The organism is Gilliamella sp. Nev6-6 (assembly GCF_001690605.1).
GTDB lineage: Bacteria > Pseudomonadota > Gammaproteobacteria > Enterobacterales > Orbaceae > Gilliamella > Gilliamella apicola_C.
The window spans coordinates 1-19,369 of record NZ_LZHP01000020.1; the positions used below are offsets into that span (position 1 = coordinate 1).

Annotated in this window: 19 protein-coding genes; 14 read left to right on the top strand and 5 right to left on the bottom strand. The window is 34.9% G+C overall.

Annotation, left to right across the window (positions count from 1 at the left end; genetic code table 11):
* Positions 1-146 precede the first annotated feature (146 nt).
* The 7 genes from lpxL to gltP all read left to right on the top strand — a co-directional run bounded on the left by lpxL (position 147) and on the right by gltP (position 9,211).
* The gene (gene lpxL / locus A9G42_RS03885) at positions 147-1,097 is read left to right on the top strand and encodes an LpxL/LpxP family Kdo(2)-lipid IV(A) lauroyl/palmitoleoyl acyltransferase (protein WP_065568311.1); all 951 of its coding nucleotides are present in this window, start codon (positions 147-149) and stop codon (positions 1,095-1,097) included.
* A 46-nt stretch (positions 1,098-1,143) separates the two neighbouring features.
* On the top strand, positions 1,144-2,226 hold the full coding sequence (gene rlmM, locus A9G42_RS03890; RefSeq protein ID WP_065582290.1) for a 23S rRNA (cytidine(2498)-2'-O)-methyltransferase RlmM: 1,083 nt from the start codon (positions 1,144-1,146) through the stop codon (positions 2,224-2,226).
* A 20-nt stretch (positions 2,227-2,246) separates the two neighbouring features.
* Entirely contained in the window at positions 2,247-4,088 is a 1,842-nt protein-coding gene (locus A9G42_RS03895) for a penicillin-binding protein activator (protein WP_065582289.1), read from the top strand.
* 7 nt (positions 4,089-4,095) lie between these two features.
* Positions 4,096-4,425 (top strand): YraN family protein, encoded by a 330-nt coding sequence (locus tag A9G42_RS03900; RefSeq protein WP_255307294.1) that lies wholly within the window; start codon positions 4,096-4,098, stop codon positions 4,423-4,425.
* A 15-nt stretch (positions 4,426-4,440) separates the two neighbouring features.
* Positions 4,441-5,019 (top strand): SIS domain-containing protein, encoded by a 579-nt coding sequence (locus A9G42_RS03905; protein WP_065568336.1) that lies wholly within the window; start codon positions 4,441-4,443, stop codon positions 5,017-5,019.
* A gap of 96 nt (positions 5,020-5,115) precedes the next feature.
* Positions 5,116-7,806 carry a DNA topoisomerase (ATP-hydrolyzing) subunit A gene (gene gyrA / locus A9G42_RS03910; RefSeq protein WP_065652713.1) on the top strand — a complete coding sequence of 897 codons (2,691 nt, stop codon included), beginning with the start codon at positions 5,116-5,118 and terminating at the stop codon, positions 7,804-7,806.
* 94 nt (positions 7,807-7,900) lie between these two features.
* On the top strand, positions 7,901-9,211 hold the full coding sequence (gene gltP / locus A9G42_RS03915; RefSeq protein WP_065582293.1) for a glutamate/aspartate:proton symporter GltP: 1,311 nt from the start codon (positions 7,901-7,903) through the stop codon (positions 9,209-9,211).
* A gap of 267 nt (positions 9,212-9,478) precedes the next feature.
* Here gltP and rpmG read toward each other — a convergent pair whose 3' ends face one another.
* Both rpmG and rpmB read right to left on the bottom strand, forming a co-directional pair.
* Positions 9,479-9,646 (bottom strand): 50S ribosomal protein L33, encoded by a 168-nt coding sequence (gene rpmG, locus A9G42_RS03920; protein ID WP_034884348.1) that lies wholly within the window; start codon positions 9,644-9,646, stop codon positions 9,479-9,481.
* A 15-nt stretch (positions 9,647-9,661) separates the two neighbouring features.
* Positions 9,662-9,898: a 50S ribosomal protein L28 gene (rpmB, locus tag A9G42_RS03925; protein ID WP_034884345.1), complete on the bottom strand. Its 237-nt coding sequence runs from the start codon at positions 9,896-9,898 to the stop codon at positions 9,662-9,664.
* 372 nt (positions 9,899-10,270) lie between these two features.
* Here rpmB and aroE point away from each other — a divergent pair, with 372 nt between their 5' ends.
* From aroE to argA, 5 genes are all read left to right on the top strand, one after another.
* Positions 10,271-11,101: a shikimate dehydrogenase gene (gene aroE / locus A9G42_RS03930; RefSeq protein WP_065583006.1), complete on the top strand. Its 831-nt coding sequence runs from the start codon at positions 10,271-10,273 to the stop codon at positions 11,099-11,101.
* A 163-nt stretch (positions 11,102-11,264) separates the two neighbouring features.
* Entirely contained in the window at positions 11,265-11,618 is a 354-nt protein-coding gene (locus A9G42_RS03935) for an Aca2/YdiL-like domain-containing protein (protein ID WP_065583007.1), read from the top strand.
* Positions 11,619-11,836: 218 nt separating this feature from the next.
* Positions 11,837-12,349 (top strand): shikimate kinase AroL, encoded by a 513-nt coding sequence (gene aroL, locus A9G42_RS03940; protein ID WP_065652714.1) that lies wholly within the window; start codon positions 11,837-11,839, stop codon positions 12,347-12,349.
* A 273-nt stretch (positions 12,350-12,622) separates the two neighbouring features.
* Entirely contained in the window at positions 12,623-13,819 is a 1,197-nt protein-coding gene (locus A9G42_RS03945) for an MFS transporter (RefSeq protein WP_065582308.1), read from the top strand.
* Positions 13,820-14,122: 303 nt separating this feature from the next.
* Positions 14,123-15,451, top strand: a complete 1,329-nt coding sequence (argA, locus tag A9G42_RS03950; RefSeq protein ID WP_065582309.1) for an amino-acid N-acetyltransferase — start codon at positions 14,123-14,125, stop codon at positions 15,449-15,451.
* 119 nt (positions 15,452-15,570) lie between these two features.
* On the opposite strand, the gene mutH is transcribed toward argA, so the two are convergent.
* The 3 genes from mutH to A9G42_RS03965 form a co-directional block, all read right to left on the bottom strand.
* A complete protein-coding gene (mutH, locus tag A9G42_RS03955; RefSeq protein WP_065582310.1) occupies positions 15,571-16,245 on the bottom strand; it encodes a DNA mismatch repair endonuclease MutH in 675 nt (224 codons plus the stop codon).
* A gap of 80 nt (positions 16,246-16,325) precedes the next feature.
* Positions 16,326-16,874 (bottom strand): NADPH-dependent FMN reductase, encoded by a 549-nt coding sequence (locus A9G42_RS03960; protein WP_065652715.1) that lies wholly within the window; start codon positions 16,872-16,874, stop codon positions 16,326-16,328.
* 71 nt (positions 16,875-16,945) lie between these two features.
* The gene (locus A9G42_RS03965) at positions 16,946-17,482 is read right to left on the bottom strand and encodes a Dps family protein (protein WP_065580888.1); all 537 of its coding nucleotides are present in this window, start codon (positions 17,480-17,482) and stop codon (positions 16,946-16,948) included.
* A 257-nt stretch (positions 17,483-17,739) separates the two neighbouring features.
* Here A9G42_RS03965 and srlA point away from each other — a divergent pair, with 257 nt between their 5' ends.
* Together srlA and srlE are read left to right on the top strand one after the other, a co-directional pair.
* Complete coding sequence (gene srlA, locus A9G42_RS03970; protein ID WP_065582312.1) at positions 17,740-18,288, top strand: PTS glucitol/sorbitol transporter subunit IIC; 549 nt, start codon at positions 17,740-17,742, stop codon at positions 18,286-18,288.
* 21 nt (positions 18,289-18,309) lie between these two features.
* Positions 18,310-19,296 (top strand): PTS glucitol/sorbitol transporter subunit IIB, encoded by a 987-nt coding sequence (gene srlE, locus A9G42_RS03975; RefSeq protein ID WP_065582313.1) that lies wholly within the window; start codon positions 18,310-18,312, stop codon positions 19,294-19,296.
* The last annotated feature ends 73 nt before the right edge of the window (positions 19,297-19,369 follow it).

A 19,369-nucleotide genomic window follows, 5' to 3' on the forward strand; every position in this document is an offset into this window, starting at 1 on the left:
AATGTTTATTTTAAATTATCATTTTTACTCAAAACAAAAATTAAAGGAAGTATTTATTTAAATGTAAGTATTTTATTTTCTGCTTCGCAAATCAAGATATGGTATATAATAATCTACTACTGTTTAAATAGCTATTTGATCTTACTATGAGCCCAAATCAGGAAATTCGCCCTATTTTTACTAAACGGTTACTGCACCCTCGTTATTGGTTAACGTGGTTTGGTATCGGCGTTTTATATGTAACTGTTTTATTACCTTACCCAGTTATTTACCAAATTGGTAAAGGACTAGGTTTACTTTCAATGCGACTGATCGGAAAACGTAAAGAAACAGCAAGGCAAAATCTTAAGCTCTGTTTTCCAAAAAAATCGCAACAAGAACGAGAGCAGATGTTGCGTGAAAATTTTATTTCGACTGGCTTGGCTATTTTTGAGACAGGTATGGCTTGGTTTTGGTCAGATAAACGGCTTGCGAAATATGTTTCTATTGTTGGCGACTTTAACATTACAAAAGTGCAACAATCAGGCCAAGGTGTTTTGCTTATTGGCATTCATTTTTTAACTTTGGAATTAGGTGCTCGTATTTTAGGAATGAGCCATCCTGGTGTAGGTGTTTATCGACCCAATGATAATCCGGTCATGGATTATGTTCAACTTAAAGGTCGGCTCAAGTCAAATAAATATATGCTAGACCGTCATAACACAAAAGGGATGATTCGTGCACTAAAAAATGGCGAGCTGTTGTGGTATGCGCCTGACCACGATTATGGTCCTAAAAATAGCGTATTTGCACCACTATTTTCAGTTGAAAAAGTGGCAACAACGGTGGGAACTCGCATATTAGTTAAATTAGGTCAGCCTGCAATTATTCCCTTTACGCCAAAACGTGAAAAGGATGGTCACTACACAGTTTACGTTACCTCAGAACTGGAAGGTTATCCAATAGATGATGATGTACGTGCTGCTACTTTTATGAATAAAGTCATTGAGCAAGAAATTTTAAAAGCACCAGAACAATATATGTGGTTACATCGGCGATTTAAAACTCGCCCAAAGGGAGATGCTCCTTTATATACCGATAATGTTCAATCCGATTAAAATTGCTGTTATTTATAGCTTTTGTTGAAAGAGTAAAAATTACAATATGCAAAAACTAAATAAAATTATTTTATATTGTCGCTGTGGATTTGAAAAAGAGTGTGCAGCAGAAATTACCGATAGAGCAGCAAAAAAAGAAATATACGGCTATGCAAAAGTGAGAGAAAGCAGTGGCTATGTTGTCTTTGAATGTTATCAAGATAGTGATGCACAATTGATAATAAAAGATTTAGCTTTTCGAACATTAATTTTTGCAAGACAAATGTTTGTATCGGGCGATTTATTAACAGATTTGCCGACAAATGATCGAATTTCTCCTATTATTGATGCATTAGCTGGTCTTATCGATAAAGCTGGCGATTTGCGTGTTGAAGTTGCCGATTCAAATGAAGGCAAAGTGCTTTCTGGATTTTGCCGAAAATTTACTGTTCCCCTTCGCCAAGCATTGCGCAGTAAACGTATTTTATTAAAAGTCCAAAATCCATTAAGACCTGTAATTCACTTATTTTTTATCAATAATAATAGCTGTTATGTTGGTTATTCGCTAAGCCAAAATAATTCACCTTTTTATATGGGCATTCCTAGACTAAAATTTCCAACTGATGCGCCAAGCCGTTCTACACTAAAATTAGAAGAAGCTTTTCATATTTTTATTCCTTATGAAGAATGGGATGAGCGTTTAAAGGGGGGGATGAATGCGGTTGACTTAGGTGCTTGTCCTGGCGGTTGGACTTATCAGTTGGTTAAAAGATGTATGATGGTTTATGCCATTGATAATGGGGCTATGAATGAAAAACTAATGGAAACAGGGCAAGTTAAACATTATCGTGAAGATGGCTTCAAATTTGTGCCTAAAAAGCATAATATTTACTGGTTGGTTTGTGATATGGTTGAAAAACCAGCCAAGGTAACTGAATTAATAGCCAAATGGCTGATTAATGGCTGGTGCAGAGAGGCTATTTTTAACCTCAAACTACCAATGAAAAAGCGTTATGAAGAAGTAAAACAAAGTTTACAATTGTTAAACGATGAATTAAATAATAAAAAAATCAATGTACAAATTCAGGCTAAGCAGCTTTATCATGATCGAGAAGAAGTGACCGTTCATGTACAACGAATTTGGGGATAATAACTTACAAGAGAATGGGTATGAATTTAAAACGCTCCTTTTATATTATGTTAATTATGTCACTATTTACATTTTTGGCAGGATGTACTTTTGAAACATCAAAGCAATCACTTAGCTTTGATAATAACAAAAATTCTAGTTATTATTTATCACAAGCAGATAATAGTTCTGGCTCTGTGAAAGTTAATTGGCAATTATTAGCTATTCGAGCCCTAATAAAAGAAAATAAATTGACACAAGCAAACACATTATTATCAAATTTACCTTCCGATCTTAATGCTGAACAGAAAGAAGAAAAATTATTATCACAAGGTGAAATTGCTGTAAAAAAAAGGCGTCCATTTGACCTTAATCAATTAACGATTGTTGATTTGAATAACTCACAGCTATATCGCTATTATATGATAAAATTAGGCTTAGATATAAATAGTAAAGATATTAATGCCCAAGCTCATGATTATCTTCAATTAGAAAAATATGTATCTGAAACTGAAAAAAGGCAACTATTAAACAGTACATGGAATTTTTTTAGTAAGTTAAAGGCTGATAAAATTGGTAAAGTTTTAGTGGGTGAAGATGACATTACATTACAAGGTTGGATTGATTTGGCATATGCTTATCAACAAAATAATGATGTACCTGTTCCACAAGATGATGATACGCCAGACACAATTGCTACAAAATCTCAAAATCAAAAGCAATTATTAAAACAAGCCATTAATAATTGGGCTATACAATACCCTGATCATCCAGCTAAAGAAATTATATCAATATTGACTGGTGAACAAACGCTTGCAGTTGATGCTAATGGAAAAAAGGTTGCTTTATTGTTACCATTAAGTGGTTCTTCTCGTATATTTGGTGAAACTATTCGTCAAGGTTACATTGATGCTATAAAGTTTTTTCCACAAGAACCGCAACAAAATGTAATTGTAGTCGATACAACTAGTGCTCCTATGGATGCTTTAATCCAGCAAGCACAGGAACAACATGTTGAATTAATTGTCGGTCCTTTATTAAAAAATGAAGTAACTAAAATAAAAGAGCTAGCGCCTGCTATCCCTGTTTTAGCCTTGAACAAAGTTGATAAAACAACTACTTCTGCTAATAAAATGTGTTTTTTTGCTTTATCTCCAGAAGATGAAGCAAAAGATGCAGCTGACCATATTTATTCCCAAAATAAAATAAAACCACTGGTATTAGTGCCTCAAAATGATTTGGGAAGGCGTGTTGCGCAAAGCTTTGCAGCACAATGGGCACAACTGTCGGCAAATAGTTCACAAGCTTACGTACAATATTTTGGTAACGCTAAAACACTAAGTGCTAATATGAATCACAATGTCGGTATTAGCCTTGCGGGAAGCCCTATTTCGAATGATGAAGTATCATCAGGTGAAATGATATCGGCTGGGTTTGATGCTATTTACATTTACGCATCATATGATGAATTGACGTTGATAAAACCAATGCTTGATATGGGCGCTAATAAGAATATTGGTAACTCATCTGCTGTCATGCTTTATTCAAGCTCAAAAAGCCATGTTGCTAATGCTTCTGATGATTTTTATTATGATATGAATAAAACTGAATATGCTGAAATTCCTATGATTCAAAAGGATAATGTGAATACAAAGATACCTAGCAATGTTCAGAAAGATTATTCGTTAATGCGTTTATATGCCATGGGGATTGATGCGTGGAGGCTTACCAATCGATTTAATCAACTCAATTCATATCAACTCAATTTTCTAGATGGTATGACTGGTAAATTATCAACAAGTGATCAATGTGAAGTGACTCGCTCACTCTCTTGGCAGCAATACATTTATAGCGGAGCTAACTCTGATTCGAAAAGCGAATAAAAAACAAATTGGTGAGTATTATGAAAATATTGCTTGCCAATACCTACTTAAGCAAGGACTCAAACTTCTGGCCTATAATGCCCAATTTCGCTTTGGTGAACTTGATTTAATTATGCTAGATGGTAAATGCCTTGTTTTTATTGAAGTACGTTATAGAAAAAATGCCAATTTTGGCCATGCTGAAACGACTGTGACGTTAAATAAGCAAAATAAAATAAAGCAAGCTGCTCAGCAATGGATGATAACGCAAAATTTAAATATTGAAGATACAGAGTTTAGGTTTGATGTTTTTGCTATTACAGGTAAAAGTCAAAAATGGATTATTAACGCATTTTAATTTTTGGGTGAAAGCGTGCAAGATTTAATTAAAAATTATTTTACTGAAAGTATTCAAACTCAAATTGTGATGGCAGAATCACTTGGTTATTCTATTGAAAAAGCAGCAAATATTATTGTTGAGAGTTTACTTAATGGCAATAAAATAATGAGCTGTGGTAATGGCCCATCTGCTGCTAATGTACAAAGCTTTACTTCGCGTTTGATCACCAGTATTAATATCGAAAGACCAAGCATTCCTGCAATAGCTCTTGTATCGGACAATGTTTTATTAAGTGCAATTGCCAACCATGAAGAAATTTATGCTCGCCAAATTCAAGCATTAGGGCAGCAAAGTGATGTTTTAATTATAGCAACGTGCCAAGGAAATAGCAGAGCCATTATTCGAGCCGTTCAAGAGGCAGTAATTAAAGACATGAAAATTGTCGCTTTAACTGCTTTTGATGGAGGCGAAGTTATTGGTTTGCTTGGGCAAAATGATATTGAAATAAGAGTCCCATCTTACAACAAAGTGATGGCATATGAAATGCACGCAATGATTTTAAATTGCTTATGCCAATTAATTGAAAATACATTGTTTATTCATAGCGAATAAGTTGAAATAAAAACAGTTTAGTTCTGCATTAATAGCGTTTTTATGCTATATTATAGCCTGTTATGATGACTTAAATTAATAAGAGAACATGGTGTTATGACCGAATTAGCCAAAGAAATAACCCCCGTTAATATTGAAGATGAACTAAAATCCTCTTATCTTGACTATGCAATGTCTGTTATTGTTGGACGTGCTTTACCTGATGTCCGAGATGGCTTAAAGCCTGTTCATAGGCGTGTTTTATTTGCTATGCATGAAGCGGGATATGAGTGGAATAAACCTTATCGAAAATCAGCTCGTGTTGTTGGGGACGTTATCGGTAAATACCATCCACATGGTGATTCAGCTGTTTATGATACAATTGTGCGGATGGCTCAGCCATTTTCATTACGTTATATGTTGGTTGATGGTCAAGGAAACTTCGGTTCTGTTGATGGTGATTCAGCAGCGGCAATGCGTTATACCGAAATTCGGATGCAAAAATTTGCTGGGGCGTTATTGACTGATCTTGATAAGGAAACAGTTGATTTTTCACCTAACTATGATGGTTCAGAAATGATCCCCGATGTATTACCGACTCGTATCCCAAACTTATTAATTAACGGCTCTTCAGGGATTGCTGTTGGTATGGCAACAAATATTCCTCCACACAATCTCTCTGAAGTTATTAATGGTTGCCTAGCTTTTATTGAAGATGAAAATATTTCGGTTGATGGTTTAATGGAGTATATTCATGGGCCAGACTTTCCAACCGCAGCATTAATTAATGGCCGTAAAGGCATTGAAAATGCTTATCGTACAGGTCGTGGCATTATTTATATTCGGTCTAAAGCGACAATTGAAGTCGATGATCATAGTGGGCGGGAAACCATTATAGTCCACGAGATCCCATATCAAGTTAATAAGAAAAAATTGATTGAAAAAATCGCAGAATTAGTTAAAGATAAAAAAGTAGAAGGCATCTCAGCATTACGTGACGAATCTGACAAAGATGGTATGCGTATTGTTATTGAAATCAAGCGAGATGCGGTTGGTGAAGTTGTATTAAATAATCTTTTCTCGTTGACTCAATTACAAGTTTCGTTTGGTATCAATATGGTTGCTTTACATAAAGGTCAACCAAAGCTTTTAAACTTACGTGACATGATTGAAGCTTTTGTCCTTCATCGTCGAGAAGTAGTAACACGTCGAACAATATACGAATTACGTAAAGCTCGTGAGCGTGCTCATGTATTAGAAGGTTTAGCGATAGCACTTGCTAATATTGATCCTGTGATTGAACTTATTCGAGCTGCATCAACGCCTAGCGAAGCAAAAACGAAATTATTAGCGCAAGCTTGGCAATTAGGTAATGTTGCTGCAATGCTTGAAAAGGCGGGTAATGATGTTGCTCGCCCTGAAGATTTAGCACCAGAATTTGGTATTTGCCAAGAGCACTATTACCTATCAGAGGCACAAGCACAAGCTATATTAGATCTTCGTTTACATCGTTTAACAGGCCTAGAACACGAAAAAATTCTTGATGAATATAAAGATCTATTAGTTCAAATTGGTGAGTTATTGCGCATCTTAGCTAGTTCAGAACGCCTAATGAAAGTGATTCGCGAAGAACTAGAAAGTGTTCGTGACCAATTTCAAGATGCAAGGCGAACTGAAATTACGGCAAGCAGTGCAGATATCAATATTGAAGACTTAATAGCTCAAGAAGATGTCGTTGTTACGCTTTCGCACCAAGGTTATGTCAAATATCAGCCGCTTTCAGATTATGAAGCTCAACGTCGTGGTGGTAAAGGTAAATCGGCAACTAAAATTAAAGAAGAAGACTTTGTTGAAAAATTATTAGTTGCTAATACTCACGATACTATTCTTTGCTTCTCTAGCCGTGGCAGATTGTATTGGATGAAAGTTTACCAACTTCCTGAAGCTAGTCGTGGTTCGCGAGGGCGCCCAATAATTAATTTATTACCGCTTGAAGAAAATGAACGCATTACCGCAATTCTACCAGTTAGAGAATTTGATGATGAACATTGCGTATTTATGGCAACAGCGCAAGGTACCGTTAAGAAGACGTCATTAATTGAATTTAGTCGCCCTCGAAGTGGGGGGATTATTGCGATTAACTTACGTGATGATGACGAGCTAATTGGCGTTGATTTAACGAGTAATGAAACGTCTGATACCGTTGATGATGAAGAACTTAATGATGATGCCATTGTTGATGAGATTGAGAATGATGATGAAGTTTCTCAAATCTCTAATACAGAAGATATTATGTTGTTCTCTGCAAATGGTAAAGTTGTTCGATTCCCAGCAAATAAAGTTCGCTGCATGGGGCGAACCGCGACGGGCGTTCGAGGTATTAAGTTAGAGGGCGATGACAAAGTCGTATCACTGATAGTTCCTCGAGGAAATGGTGCAATACTAACAGCAACTCAAAACGGTTATGGTAAGCGTACTGAGAAAGAGTTATACCCAACTAAATCACGCGCAACTAAAGGAGTGATATCTATTAAAGTGAGCGAACGAAATGGTGCAGTTGTTGGTGCAGTACAGGTTGAAGAAACCGATCAAATCATGCTGATTACTGATGCAGGTACTTTAGTGCGTACTCGAGTATCTGAAGTAAGTATTGTTGGTCGAAATACTCAAGGTGTAACCCTGATTCGAACAGCCGAAAACGAAAAAGTTGTTGGACTGCAGCGAATTGCTGAAACGGAAGATGAAGTTGAATCAGAATTATCTCAAGATGCTTACGATAGTGATGATTCCACTCAAGAATCTGAATAATAATTTTTAATTACAAAAAAGGATTAGTCGGTATTGCTAGTCCTTTTTTGTTTTCCAATATCGTGAAAAGGAATAGAATTACATGTCTTTCTCAATAAAAAAAGTCTTAACTAATCTTGCATGGCAGATTTTGATTGCATTAATTTTAGGGATAGCGGTGGGGGCTTATTTATTTGAACTCTCTACTCCTAGCCACCCTTTACACTCTTATTATCAATTTTCGATAGTCAACATTTTCCAACCAGCGGGCGATATTTTTATTCGTTTAATTAAAATGATTGTCTTGCCTATTATACTTAGTACATTAACTTTAGGTATTGCTGGTATTGGTGGTTCGAAACGATTAGGGACATTAGGTCTAAAAACAATACTTTATTTTGAGATTATTACCACGATTGCTATCTTATTAGGTCTTTGCTGGGGAAATATTTTTGCGCCGGGAGCGGGAATTGACTCTTCAACACTTGCAACAGCAGATGTGAGCAAATATGCAAAGGCTGCTGAAGAATTAAGTGGAAAACCTCATGGCTTAATTGTCATGATTCTTGATATGATTCCTGCAAATATCTTTAAAGCAATGGCTGATGGAGCTATATTGCCTGTTATCTTTTTCTGTGTCTTTTTCGGCTTAGGTCTAATGTCGTTACCAGATAAACAGCGCGAGCCTTTTGTATTTTTCTTAAAGGTTATCTCTGACACAATGTTTAAAGTTACTAACATGATTATGCGTTATGCCCCAATTGGTGTATTTGCTCTCATTACTGTGACAGTTGCCAAATATGGTTTTGAATCTTTATTACCACTACTTAAACTGATTCTAACTGTTTATTCAGCGATGATTATATTTACATTAGTGGTACTTGGTCTTGTTTGTAAAATTTGTCATTTTAATATTTTCACACTGCTAAAAATATTGAAAGAAGAACTGGTTATCGCATTTTCAACTGCAAGCTCTGAAACAGCATTACCGAAAATTATTGAAAAAATGGAGTCATATGGTGCACCAAAATCAATTACAAGTTTCGTTATTCCAACTGGTTATTCATTTAATCTTGATGGCTCAACGCTTTATCAAAGTATTACAGTCATCTTTCTAGCCCAATTATTCCATATTGATTTAACTATTTTAGATCAAATTATAGTTGTCATTACCTTAATGATAGCTTCTAAAGGTATAGCAGGAGTACCAGGTGCTTCAATCCTTGTGTTATCCGCAACCCTTGGCAGTGTTGGCATTCCCCTTGAAGGGATTGGTTATATTATGGGGGTAGAGCGTATTTTAGATATGGGTAGAACGGTTGTTAATGTGGTTGGCAATGCATTAGCTGCAATTGTTATAGCTCGCTGGGAACATGTTTTTGATGACAAAAAAGCAAGAGCCTATGAACAACAATATTTGAAATAGAGTTATTTGTTTACTGACAAAAGCGCCGTTAACAACTGGCGCTTTTTTATTTTTTCAAGGAGTGCTTTTAAATAGCTAACCATCTTAATTGCTATCAGTTGTATGATTTTGGGCTTAAGTTATTCTTAATTTAAAATAGTAAAAAAGGCAGGCTAACATGCAAGTATGGGTAATAAGTTGGTAGGCAGATATTGATAGTTATGATGGTTATGTATAGAAAAGAAAATAAAAAACCCAGCATTTGCTGGGTTTTTTATTTATCTAAAACTATTTAATTTTAGCTTCTTTATAAACTACATGCTGACGAACAACAGGATCATACTTTTTGATCTCCATCTTTTCAGGCATAGTTCTTTTATTTTTGCTAGTGGTATAAAAATGACCTGTACCAGCAGAAGAAACTAATCTAATTTTTTCGCGTACACCTTTTGCCATGATATGGTTTCCTTATTAGTACTTTTCACCACGGGCACGAAGTTCAGCTAAAACCGCATCAATACCCTTTTTATCGATAGTACGCATACCTTTAGCAGATACACGCAATTTTACAAAACGTTTTTCACTCTCAATCCAGAAACGGTGAGTTTGAAGGTTTGGTAGAAAACGACGTTTAGTAGCATTCATCGCATGAGAACGATTATTTCCTACTAAAGGGCCTTTTCCTGTTACTTGGCATACTCGTGACATGTCAATAATTCTCCGAAATTTCAATGCTTAAGCCCTGGGCGTAATATGTTAATGGAATTAACCTCGTCAGGCTTTTAGTTTGCTGCAGTTCTATCTGAGAAGCAGTCTAACCTCTCACACTACACCCATAATAATGAGGTAGCGAAGTATACGCTGTTATACACAAATTCTCAAGCATTATCTTATTTAAGTGTAAAAATAAGATCATTATCCAAATAATTATTAACAAATAAATAATAATTGTTGTGATAACACTATTATGGCTAAGGTTAATTTAGATAAATATAAAAACCGTTTAATTTTATGATAAATATGGTTTAATACTATTAATTATCGCTTTTATCTATTAGATCTAATTTTCAAGGAGATTGTATGAGCCAGTTCACGCCATATAGTATATACGGCATTATCGGTTATCCGTTAGGGCATAGTATGAGTCCTCTTATTCATACTACATCATTTCAAGATTATGGTATTCCTGCCGTTTTAGTGCCTTTTGCTACGCCACCTGAAGAAATATCAACACTATTTAAATCAGTAAGACTATTAAATATTAGAGGGTTATGTGTCACTATTCCACATAAGCAGGCTATTATTCCTTATTTAGACGAAGTAACTGAGCATGTCAAAAAAGCAGGGGCAGCTAATTTAGTTTATTGGAATGGCGATAAGCTTTGTGGCGATAATACGGATATTGTTGGCTTTATGCAGCCACTGGAACAAAAGAAATTACCTGTTGAATATAAAAAAGTTTTATTACTAGGAGCGGGAGGCGCAGCACGTGCTGCTGTTGTTGGATTGCAAGACCTTGGTTATACCGAAATTACTGTGACAGACATTATGCTCGACTCAGCCAAAGCATTAGCAAAAGAGTTCAATCTAAAAGCAATAGCTTGGGAAGAACGCAGCCAAGTTGAAGCACAAATTATTATTAATTCTACCCCATTAGGTATGCAAGGTAGATTTGAAGATCAGACGCCTTATGAACAGGCTTGGTTTAAAGGGAAAGGCTTGGCGTATGATATTGTCTATACACCATACAATACTCGATTTAGACAAGAAGCAGAAAAAGCGGGCTGGGAATCAATATCAGGGCGTGAAATGTTTATTGGTCAAGCAAATGCTCAATTTAAAATTTGGACAGGAAAAGATCTTTCTGAACGAGCAAAACAATCTGTAATTGATGCTTTAGCCGGAAAATAATTACTCAACAGATAAACACATCTAACGACATTGGAATTAGCTGTGTTTTTTTATGATTTTATCATTAGGTTAGTAATTAATAACTCTCTGCATTAATAAATTAGCTTAATAAAAATTAGCACATTAAGTGGATAGATCAAAAGCATTATAATAAGGAGTATTTATGACTAGCGTAGAATTGCAAGCGTATCGTCGTTTTCTTATGATAAAAGTGTCAGAAGCAAGCGAATATATTGGTAAAACAGATACAAATACATGGCTTGATTGGGAAAAAGGTATAACACCTGTGCCCAAATTCATTATAACGGCTATGCAAGAGCTAAAAAAGCTTCGAAACGAAAAAATTAATCTTATCATTAATAGCATCAATGATCGTGTTGGTAGTAATACTATTCGCTATTTTATGACATATGAAGAGTTTAAAAAGGTAAATCCAGAGCTTGACATCATTCAATGGCGACTACATCAATCAATTGCCACAGAGCTTTATTTCCGAGGTTTAGAAAAACTATGCTAATTAACTTAACCAAGATTATTTTAGGATCCTAATAGAGTATATTTACAAATAATGTAAATTTTAATTTACAAATTTAAGTTAAAAAATTTTAGTTAATTTATTGAAAAATAAATATTTTTTCAATTGTACCGATAATGTGTAAAAATATATTGCAAAAACAAATGTGAATCACTAGCATGGTGACTATATTCTGTAAATCTAAAAGGGCAGAACCCAATATGAATAAAACAATTTTTTTAGTTGGTGCTAGAGCTGCGGGTAAAACAACAATGGGAAAAATGTTAGCTGACAAGTTATCGTTTTCTTTTGTTGATACTGACAAGCATTTATTTGAAACCACTCAAAAAACAGTAGCTGAAATTGTTGAAAAAGAAGGTTGGGAAGGATTCAGAGCAAGAGAAAGCCAAGTACTTGTTGATATAGCTAAACCAAATCATGTTATTGCAACTGGTGGAGGAATGGTATTAGCTGAGCATAACCGAGATTTTATGAAACAAAATGGCACGGTTATCTTTTTATCAGCACCTGCAGCAACACTGGCAGCGCGTTTAATGAAAGATCCTAATGTTGCTCAGCGCCCATCACTAACAGGTTTGTCTATTTTTGATGAACTGGAAAAGGTATTAACTGAAAGACTACCTTTATATCATGATGCTGCACATTATGAGGTCAATGTTGATCAAGATGAAAACTTGGTTCTCACGAAAATCCTTGAAATGCTTAAGCGTTAAATTTAGCCAAAATATTACCTAAAAAGTGGTGTTGTTTAATAAAAGCAAATAATCAATTTAATAAAGAATTCTATATAAATTTATATCTTAATTAAACTTTTGCTATTCTATCTAAAAAATAGCAAAGCCTTGTTCTTCAGGACAAGGATAATGCCAATTAGGAATAAAGAAGGTACAAGTTAAGCAACAAATTTATACTGGCTATCTTTTTGATTAATAATTATATATTTAAATGAAGTTAAAATGTTATGTTGTACATATGGAGCACGACACATGGATAATCAAAAAGTCAATTCTTATGGAATTGTTGGATCTATTTATGCTAACTATATTATTCAAAGCATTGCATTAATTGTGATTATGCAATTTTCTCAATCGCTTTCACAGCAATTAAATACTGATATAGTTGGGCTTGGTTATGTTGCATCAGGTATAGGCATTGGCAAGATATGTTTAATGTTTGTTGGTGGTGTGCTATCCGATAAGTTTGGCAGAAAGTTATTTATTTATCTTGGTATGACTTGTTACGCTATCTTCTTTATTGGAATGATTTTTTGCACTAATATTAATATTGCATATTGTTTAGCAATTGCTATTGGGGTTGGCAACTCTTTTTTAGATACAGGTTCAATGCCTGCACTGACTGAATGTTTTCCTCGCTCAGCGGGTTCGGCAAGTGTACTAATAAAAGCATTTATTTCTATTGGCACCCTAATTCTTCCATTAATTGCTACTTTCTTTTATGCCAATCAAATATGGTATGGTTGGGCATTTCTTGGTTTTACTGCTTATTTAGTCATTAATGGCTTATTATTGCCAAAACAATTTCCTCATAAAGATACAGTAATTAAAGGATACCAAGGGGAAGTAAATTATTTTAAATCTAATCCTGCATTTGGCTGTGAAGGTATTTTATTGATTTTGATGGGATTTACAACAACAGCCACATTTGTCATTATTTTGCAATGGCTGCCGACTATAGCTATTAAAGGTGTTAATATGAGTGATATTGATGCTAAACAGCTTATAAGTTATTATAGCGTAGCATCGATTATTTCTGTATTTGTTACTGCTTTTGTTGTAAAACATTTATTAAAACCAATCTTTTGTATCATTATTTTGCCTGCTTTATCTGCGTTGGTATTAATTATTTTTTATTTTCATATCTCGCCAGTAATGTGTGTTATAGCTGCAATTGGCATGGGATTTACTGCTGCAGGGGGTGTGCTACAATTAACTTTGGTTGTGATGCAACAAATGTTTCCAACTCGTAAAGGTCTTGCTGTCGGTTGTATGTATACTTTCAGTGGATTAGCGTTTGTAGTTATACCACTTATCGTACCCAAATTAACCATGATCAATGTAAGTTATGCTATTTTAATTGACTTTTTTATCGCATTATTAAGTGTCATATTTGGCTCAATTATTTTTTATCGTTTTAAAAAGGTGATTGATTTTACGAAAATATAAATCACAAGCTTCATGAATAGAAAACAAAATAATTGATTATAATTAATCTTATTTGTAGTTAAAAAATAGCCAGTATTTTATATCAGGAGCATGGAAGCAATAGCATGCTCCTTATTTAGCTGGCGATTAAACCCCTATCTTCTGACCTTTCATATCTTTATTAAATATCACCATATGAGCACTTGGCTTATATCTTCATAAAAATTACTCTTACAAATATTTATAAAAATATCTTGCTATTAAATTAAAAATAAATAAAAATACATAAAATATGAATAAATATTCATTTTGGGCGGTGTGAAAATGAAAGAACGTACCACTGAATTAGTTGATGGATTAAGACATTCGGTACCGTATATTAATGCACATCATGGCAAAACGTTTGTAATTTTGCTTACAGGTGCAGTATTAAAAAGTAATAATTATTCAAGTATTATCAATGATATTGGCTTACTCTACAGCCTTGGTATTAAACTTGTTATTGTCAATGGCGCACGCAACCAAATTGACGAGTCCCTTAAAAATTATAATATTAAACCTAAATACTATAAAAATACTCGCATCACTGATGCAATCACGCTAGATATTATTAAGCAAGTTACTGGGTTATTGCAGCTTAATATTACAGCCAGTTTATCTATGAGCTTAAATAACACACCGTTACAAGGAGCTCACATTAGTGTTGTCAGTGGTAACTTTGTTATTGCGCAACCTTTGGGGATTGACGATGGCGTTGATTATTGTCATACAGGCAAAATTCGCCGTATTAACAAAGAGGCTATTGAACAGCAATTAGCGCGAGGATCTATTGTACTATTGGGGCCTGTTGGGGTATCGGTTACTGGTGAAAGTTTTAATTTAGCGTCAGAAGATGTTGCTGCTGAAGTTGCTATTCGCTTAAAAGCGGATAAATTAATCAGTTTTTGTGCTGAGCAAGGTGTTTTAGATGAGCATGGTCTGGTTATCACTGATCTTTATCCTATTGACGCTGACAATTATGTCAATCAAAAAGAGCAACAAGGAAAACATTTATCGAGCGAATCACGCTTTTTACGAGCCGCGGCGAAAGCATGCCGTAACGGAGTAAGACGAAGTCATTTAGTCAGTTATTTGCTAGATGGATCTATTTTACAAGAATTATTTTCGCGTGATGGGATTGGAACACAAGTTTCTATGGAGCATTCTGAGCAGATTCGCTTAGCAACGATTAATGATATAGGGGGAATTTTAGAGCTTATTCGCCCACTTGAAGAACAAGGTATTTTAGTCAAACGCTCACGTGAACAATTAGAGATTGAGATTGACAAATTTACTATTATTGAACGTGATAACATGACAATTGGATGTGCAGCGCTTTATCCTTATCCAGAAGAAAAAATGGGTGAAATGGCTTGCGTTGCTATTCACCCACAGTATCGCAATTCGTCTCGTGGTGATTTATTAATAGAAAAAATAGTCGAAACAGCTAATAATTTAGGATTAGAAAAAATATTTGTCTTAACGACACGTAGCATTCACTGGTTTAGAGAAAAAGGATTCTATCCAGCTGAAGTGGATGATTTGCCAATTAAAAAGAAACAGCTCTATAATTACCAAAGAAACTCAAAAATTTTAATGCTTGATATTTCTTAATTTATTTTCAAATAAAATTGGAAGTTATTGATGTTTCGAGCATTAATGGTTTGTATTAAAAAAACAATTCTTAATAAGCTATAAAAAGTAAAGTGAGCTAGCTAAGTTTTTATAAGAAATCATTGATATTTTACAACAGCATTTAGAATTTGCATAGTAAATGTTTTTTTTAAATAAAATCCTCGTGGGCGAGTTAAAATAATTTCACCATTTTCACCAATTGCTTCGGTGAGCGCTTGCCCATTGGCTGCCTTTGGTCTAATTTGTAGATAAGTACCGTATCTTGCAGTAATTTTTTCAACTTGCCCTAGTGCTATCATATCCATTAATTCTTGCCAATCCTGTTTAAGCTGCTGTTCTTGTGCTTGAGTTGGTGTCCATAAAATAGGCTTCCCCACTTTTCGATCAATAAGCGGAATTGTTCTTTCCCCTTCAATTGGAACCCACAAGACTTTGGCGAGTTTATATTTTACATGGCTTGTTTCCCAAATAACGCCATGATTAGCCATTAATGGCGTAACACTGACAAAGGTAGTTTCTAAAGGTTTACCTTGTTTATCGACGGGAATTGTTTTTAGCTCGATACCTAGATTAGCAAAATCGCGCTCAGCTTTACTGCCCGCATTTGCACCTAAAATAGTTTCGATAAGATTACCAACCCAACCTTTTTGTTTATTTAAATTATCGGGTATTGGAATGTTTAAATATTGTGCTATATCTCCAAAAGAATATCCTGCAACTAATTGTGCACGATCTAATAGCTCTTGTTCGCTCTTGGGAATAGATAATGTCATTACAGAGGAATATAAATTGATTTACCGAATAAAACACACAGCCAAGTCATTTTGGCTGCGATGATGTAAATGTATATCAATTAGCTTAGTTTTTCAACCCAAGCAGCATAAGAATTAATAAATAATGACAAAAATTCTTTGCTTTTTTCGGTAACATTGCCTTGATCATCAAAAACCGCACTTACACTGCCAAAATAAGCTTCAGGTTGTTGTAATGTTGGCATGTCAAGAAATACTAATGATTGACGTAGCTGATGGTTAGCACCAAACCCACCAATCACACCTTGTGAAACAGAAATAATTGCAGCAGGCTTTTTAGACCAGATACTTTTACCATAAGGTCGAGAACCCACATCAATTGCATTTTTGATAACGGCGGGTAAGCCACGATTATACTCAGGCGTTACAAAAATAGCGCCCTGACAATCAGCTATTTCTTGACGAAAACGAGTGTAAGAGGCAGGTGGGGCATCAGTATCAATATCTTCATTATATAAAGGTAAATCCCCAATTTGGATAATTTGTAATGAAAGTGATGGTGGTGCGATTTTTTGGAAAAATTTTGCTACTTTTAAGTTATAAGAGTCTTTACGTAAACTTCCTACTAATACAGCAATTTTTTTACTCATCTTAAATCTCCACATATTTTTAATAAGAGGCATAATCAATGCCTCTTATTATTATCATTAATAATTATTTATTAATGTCCTGATGAGTCGACTTTTCGGCCGGCTTCAAATAAGAACCATGCACGCTGTTCGGTTTGATCAATCCACTCTTCAATTAAACTTGCAGTAGCAGTATCGTTATATTTATCGCAGATATCATGCGCTACACGCATGCGTTCTGTCAATCTTACATTATCTTGGCAAAGTTCAGCAAGCATATCTGATGGCTCAACAAAATCAGCGTCGTTATCAGCAATGCTTTGCAATTTAGCAATATGACCGATTGAACGAAGTGTTGTACCGCCTAATTTACGTACACGTTCGGCAATTGGATCTGTCATTGCAAATAGCTCTTCACCTTGATCATCTAGCATTAAGTGATAGTCACGGAAGTGCGGGCCACTAACATGCCAATGAAAGTTTTTGGTTTTTAAATATAGAGCAAATACATCTGCTAAAACAGAATTCATTGCTCCAGAAATATCTTTTGATGCCTTTTGACCTAAATCAGTTGGAAACAAAATCGCTGCTTGTTGTAGCTTTTTAGCAGAAGTCGTACTTTTAGCCATGATATATTCTCCTTAAAGTGAATAATAAATACCCGTATTGACAAAATTACGCCAACTTAAGGCTAATGTCCAATAAAAAAACGTTAATTTTTTACTATCGTTGCTATTTTATTAACCTATTACTTTTCTCATTTCTTTTTATTTGAAATATTATTTTTCAAAATGAAATAAAATATTTTAAATTGTGATCATCTTAAAAGTTTTTTGTTTCTAGAATTGATAGTATTTTCCTGAAATTTAACTTAATAGGAGACAACATGATTGATGCTATTTCATTTGGTGCCGAGTGGTTTATTGGTTTATTCCAAGAAGGAGGCAAAGTATTTATGGGAATGGTAACTAACATTTTGCCATTATTAATTTCATTACTTGTAGTGATGAATGCAGTGATTAAATTTATAGGGCAGGAACGTATCGAACGTTTAGCGCAAGCATGTGCTGGTAACCCAATTTCTAGATATTTATTACTACCGCTCATTGGAACTTTTGTTTTTTGTAACCCAATGACATTAAGTTTGGGGCGCTTTATGCCAGAGTTTTACAAACCAAGTTACTACGCAGCTTCGTCTTACAGTTGCCATTCAATGAATGGACTCTTTCCACACGTTAACCCTGGTGAACTTTTTGTTTATTTGGGAATAGCGGCTGGTTTAACTACCCTAAATTTACCTTTAGGTCCTCTTGCTGTGAGTTATTTCCTTGTCGGTTTAGGTACTAATTTCTTTAGAGGTTGGATTACTGACTTTTGCACTACCATTTTTGAAAGAAAAATGGGCATCAAGTTAGAAAGAAAAGTTCATCTATAATAAAAATAAGGAATATAAAAAATGGAAAAATTTATCCACATAGAAAAAGGCGAAGCAGGTTGGGGTGGACCTTTGGAGCTTCCTGTTATTGCTGGTAAAAAAATTGTTTATATTGCAGCAGGTACTCGTCCAGCCATAGTTGATACTTTAGTTGAGCTAACAGGTTGGGAAGCTATTGATGGTTTTAAAGATGGCGAGCCGCCTAAAGAAGAAATTGGTGTTGCTGTAATTGATTGTGGAGGAACATTACGCTGCGGAATTTACCCAAAAAATCGTATACCAACTATCAATATTCATGCCACAGGTAAATCAGGCCCTCTGGCTCAATATATTGTTGAAGATATTTATGTTTCTGCAGTAAAACCTCACAATATCAAACTAATAGAAAAAGAAAGCGATGTAGTAAGCGAACCGGCGACAAACAATAAATCGCCTGAATTTAAAGATTATGACAGCCGCAAAAAAATTACTGAACAAAGCGATGGATTATTAGCAAAAATTGGTATTGGTATGGGATCGGGCGTTGCTGTCTTCTTCCAAGCTGGCCGAGATACAATTGACACTGTACTGAAAACAATACTTCCTTTTATGGCGTTTGTATCGGCACTAATTGGGATCATTATTGCATCTGGATTAGGCAACCTTATTGCACATGGGCTGGTTCCGTTAGCCAATAACCCTATAGGACTTATTATATTAGCCTTGATCTGTTCTTTCCCATTGCTTTCTCCATTCTTAGGACCCGGTGCGGTTATTGCCCAAGTTATTGGCACTTTGGTTGGTGTACAAATTGGGCTTGGCAATATTCCGCCTCATTTAGCATTGCCAGCGTTGTTTGCAATTAATGCACAAGCGGCATGTGACTTTATTCCTGTTGGTTTATCGCTTGCTGAAGCCAAGCAAAACACGGTGAGAGTGGGCGTGCCATCTGTATTGGTGAGCCGTTTTTTAACGGGTGCACCAACAGTATTAATAGCATGGGCGGTTTCGTTATTTATATACCAATAAATTGTTTTAAAGATGAGAGCATCAGCTCCTAATTTAAAGCAATGGTAAAAATAAAAAATCCCGTATTAAGTGT

What these genes read in the sequence shown, in the direction of transcription:
- lpxL (WP_065568311.1), top strand. Translation starts at nt 147, where the DNA reads ATGAGCCCAAATCAGGAAATTCGCCCTATTTTTACTAAACGGTTACTG.
- rlmM (WP_065582290.1), top strand. Translation starts at nt 1,144, where the DNA reads ATGCAAAAACTAAATAAAATTATTTTATATTGTCGCTGTGGATTTGAA.
- A9G42_RS03895 (WP_065582289.1), top strand. Translation starts at nt 2,247, where the DNA reads ATGAATTTAAAACGCTCCTTTTATATTATGTTAATTATGTCACTATTT.
- gyrA (WP_065652713.1), top strand. Translation starts at nt 5,116, where the DNA reads ATGACCGAATTAGCCAAAGAAATAACCCCCGTTAATATTGAAGATGAA.
- rpmG (WP_034884348.1), bottom strand. Translation starts at nt 9,646, where the DNA reads ATGGCAAAAGGTGTACGCGAAAAAATTAGATTAGTTTCTTCTGCTGGT.
- rpmB (WP_034884345.1), bottom strand. Translation starts at nt 9,898, where the DNA reads ATGTCACGAGTATGCCAAGTAACAGGAAAAGGCCCTTTAGTAGGAAAT.
- aroE (WP_065583006.1), top strand. Translation starts at nt 10,271, where the DNA reads ATGAGCCAGTTCACGCCATATAGTATATACGGCATTATCGGTTATCCG.
- A9G42_RS03935 (WP_065583007.1), top strand. Translation starts at nt 11,265, where the DNA reads ATGACTAGCGTAGAATTGCAAGCGTATCGTCGTTTTCTTATGATAAAA.
- aroL (WP_065652714.1), top strand. Translation starts at nt 11,837, where the DNA reads ATGAATAAAACAATTTTTTTAGTTGGTGCTAGAGCTGCGGGTAAAACA.
- A9G42_RS03945 (WP_065582308.1), top strand. Translation starts at nt 12,623, where the DNA reads ATGGATAATCAAAAAGTCAATTCTTATGGAATTGTTGGATCTATTTAT.
- argA (WP_065582309.1), top strand. Translation starts at nt 14,123, where the DNA reads ATGAAAGAACGTACCACTGAATTAGTTGATGGATTAAGACATTCGGTA.
- mutH (WP_065582310.1), bottom strand. Translation starts at nt 16,245, where the DNA reads ATGACATTATCTATTCCCAAGAGCGAACAAGAGCTATTAGATCGTGCA.
- A9G42_RS03960 (WP_065652715.1), bottom strand. Translation starts at nt 16,874, where the DNA reads ATGAGTAAAAAAATTGCTGTATTAGTAGGAAGTTTACGTAAAGACTCT.
- A9G42_RS03965 (WP_065580888.1), bottom strand. Translation starts at nt 17,482, where the DNA reads ATGGCTAAAAGTACGACTTCTGCTAAAAAGCTACAACAAGCAGCGATT.
- srlA (WP_065582312.1), top strand. Translation starts at nt 17,740, where the DNA reads ATGATTGATGCTATTTCATTTGGTGCCGAGTGGTTTATTGGTTTATTC.
- srlE (WP_065582313.1), top strand. Translation starts at nt 18,310, where the DNA reads ATGGAAAAATTTATCCACATAGAAAAAGGCGAAGCAGGTTGGGGTGGA.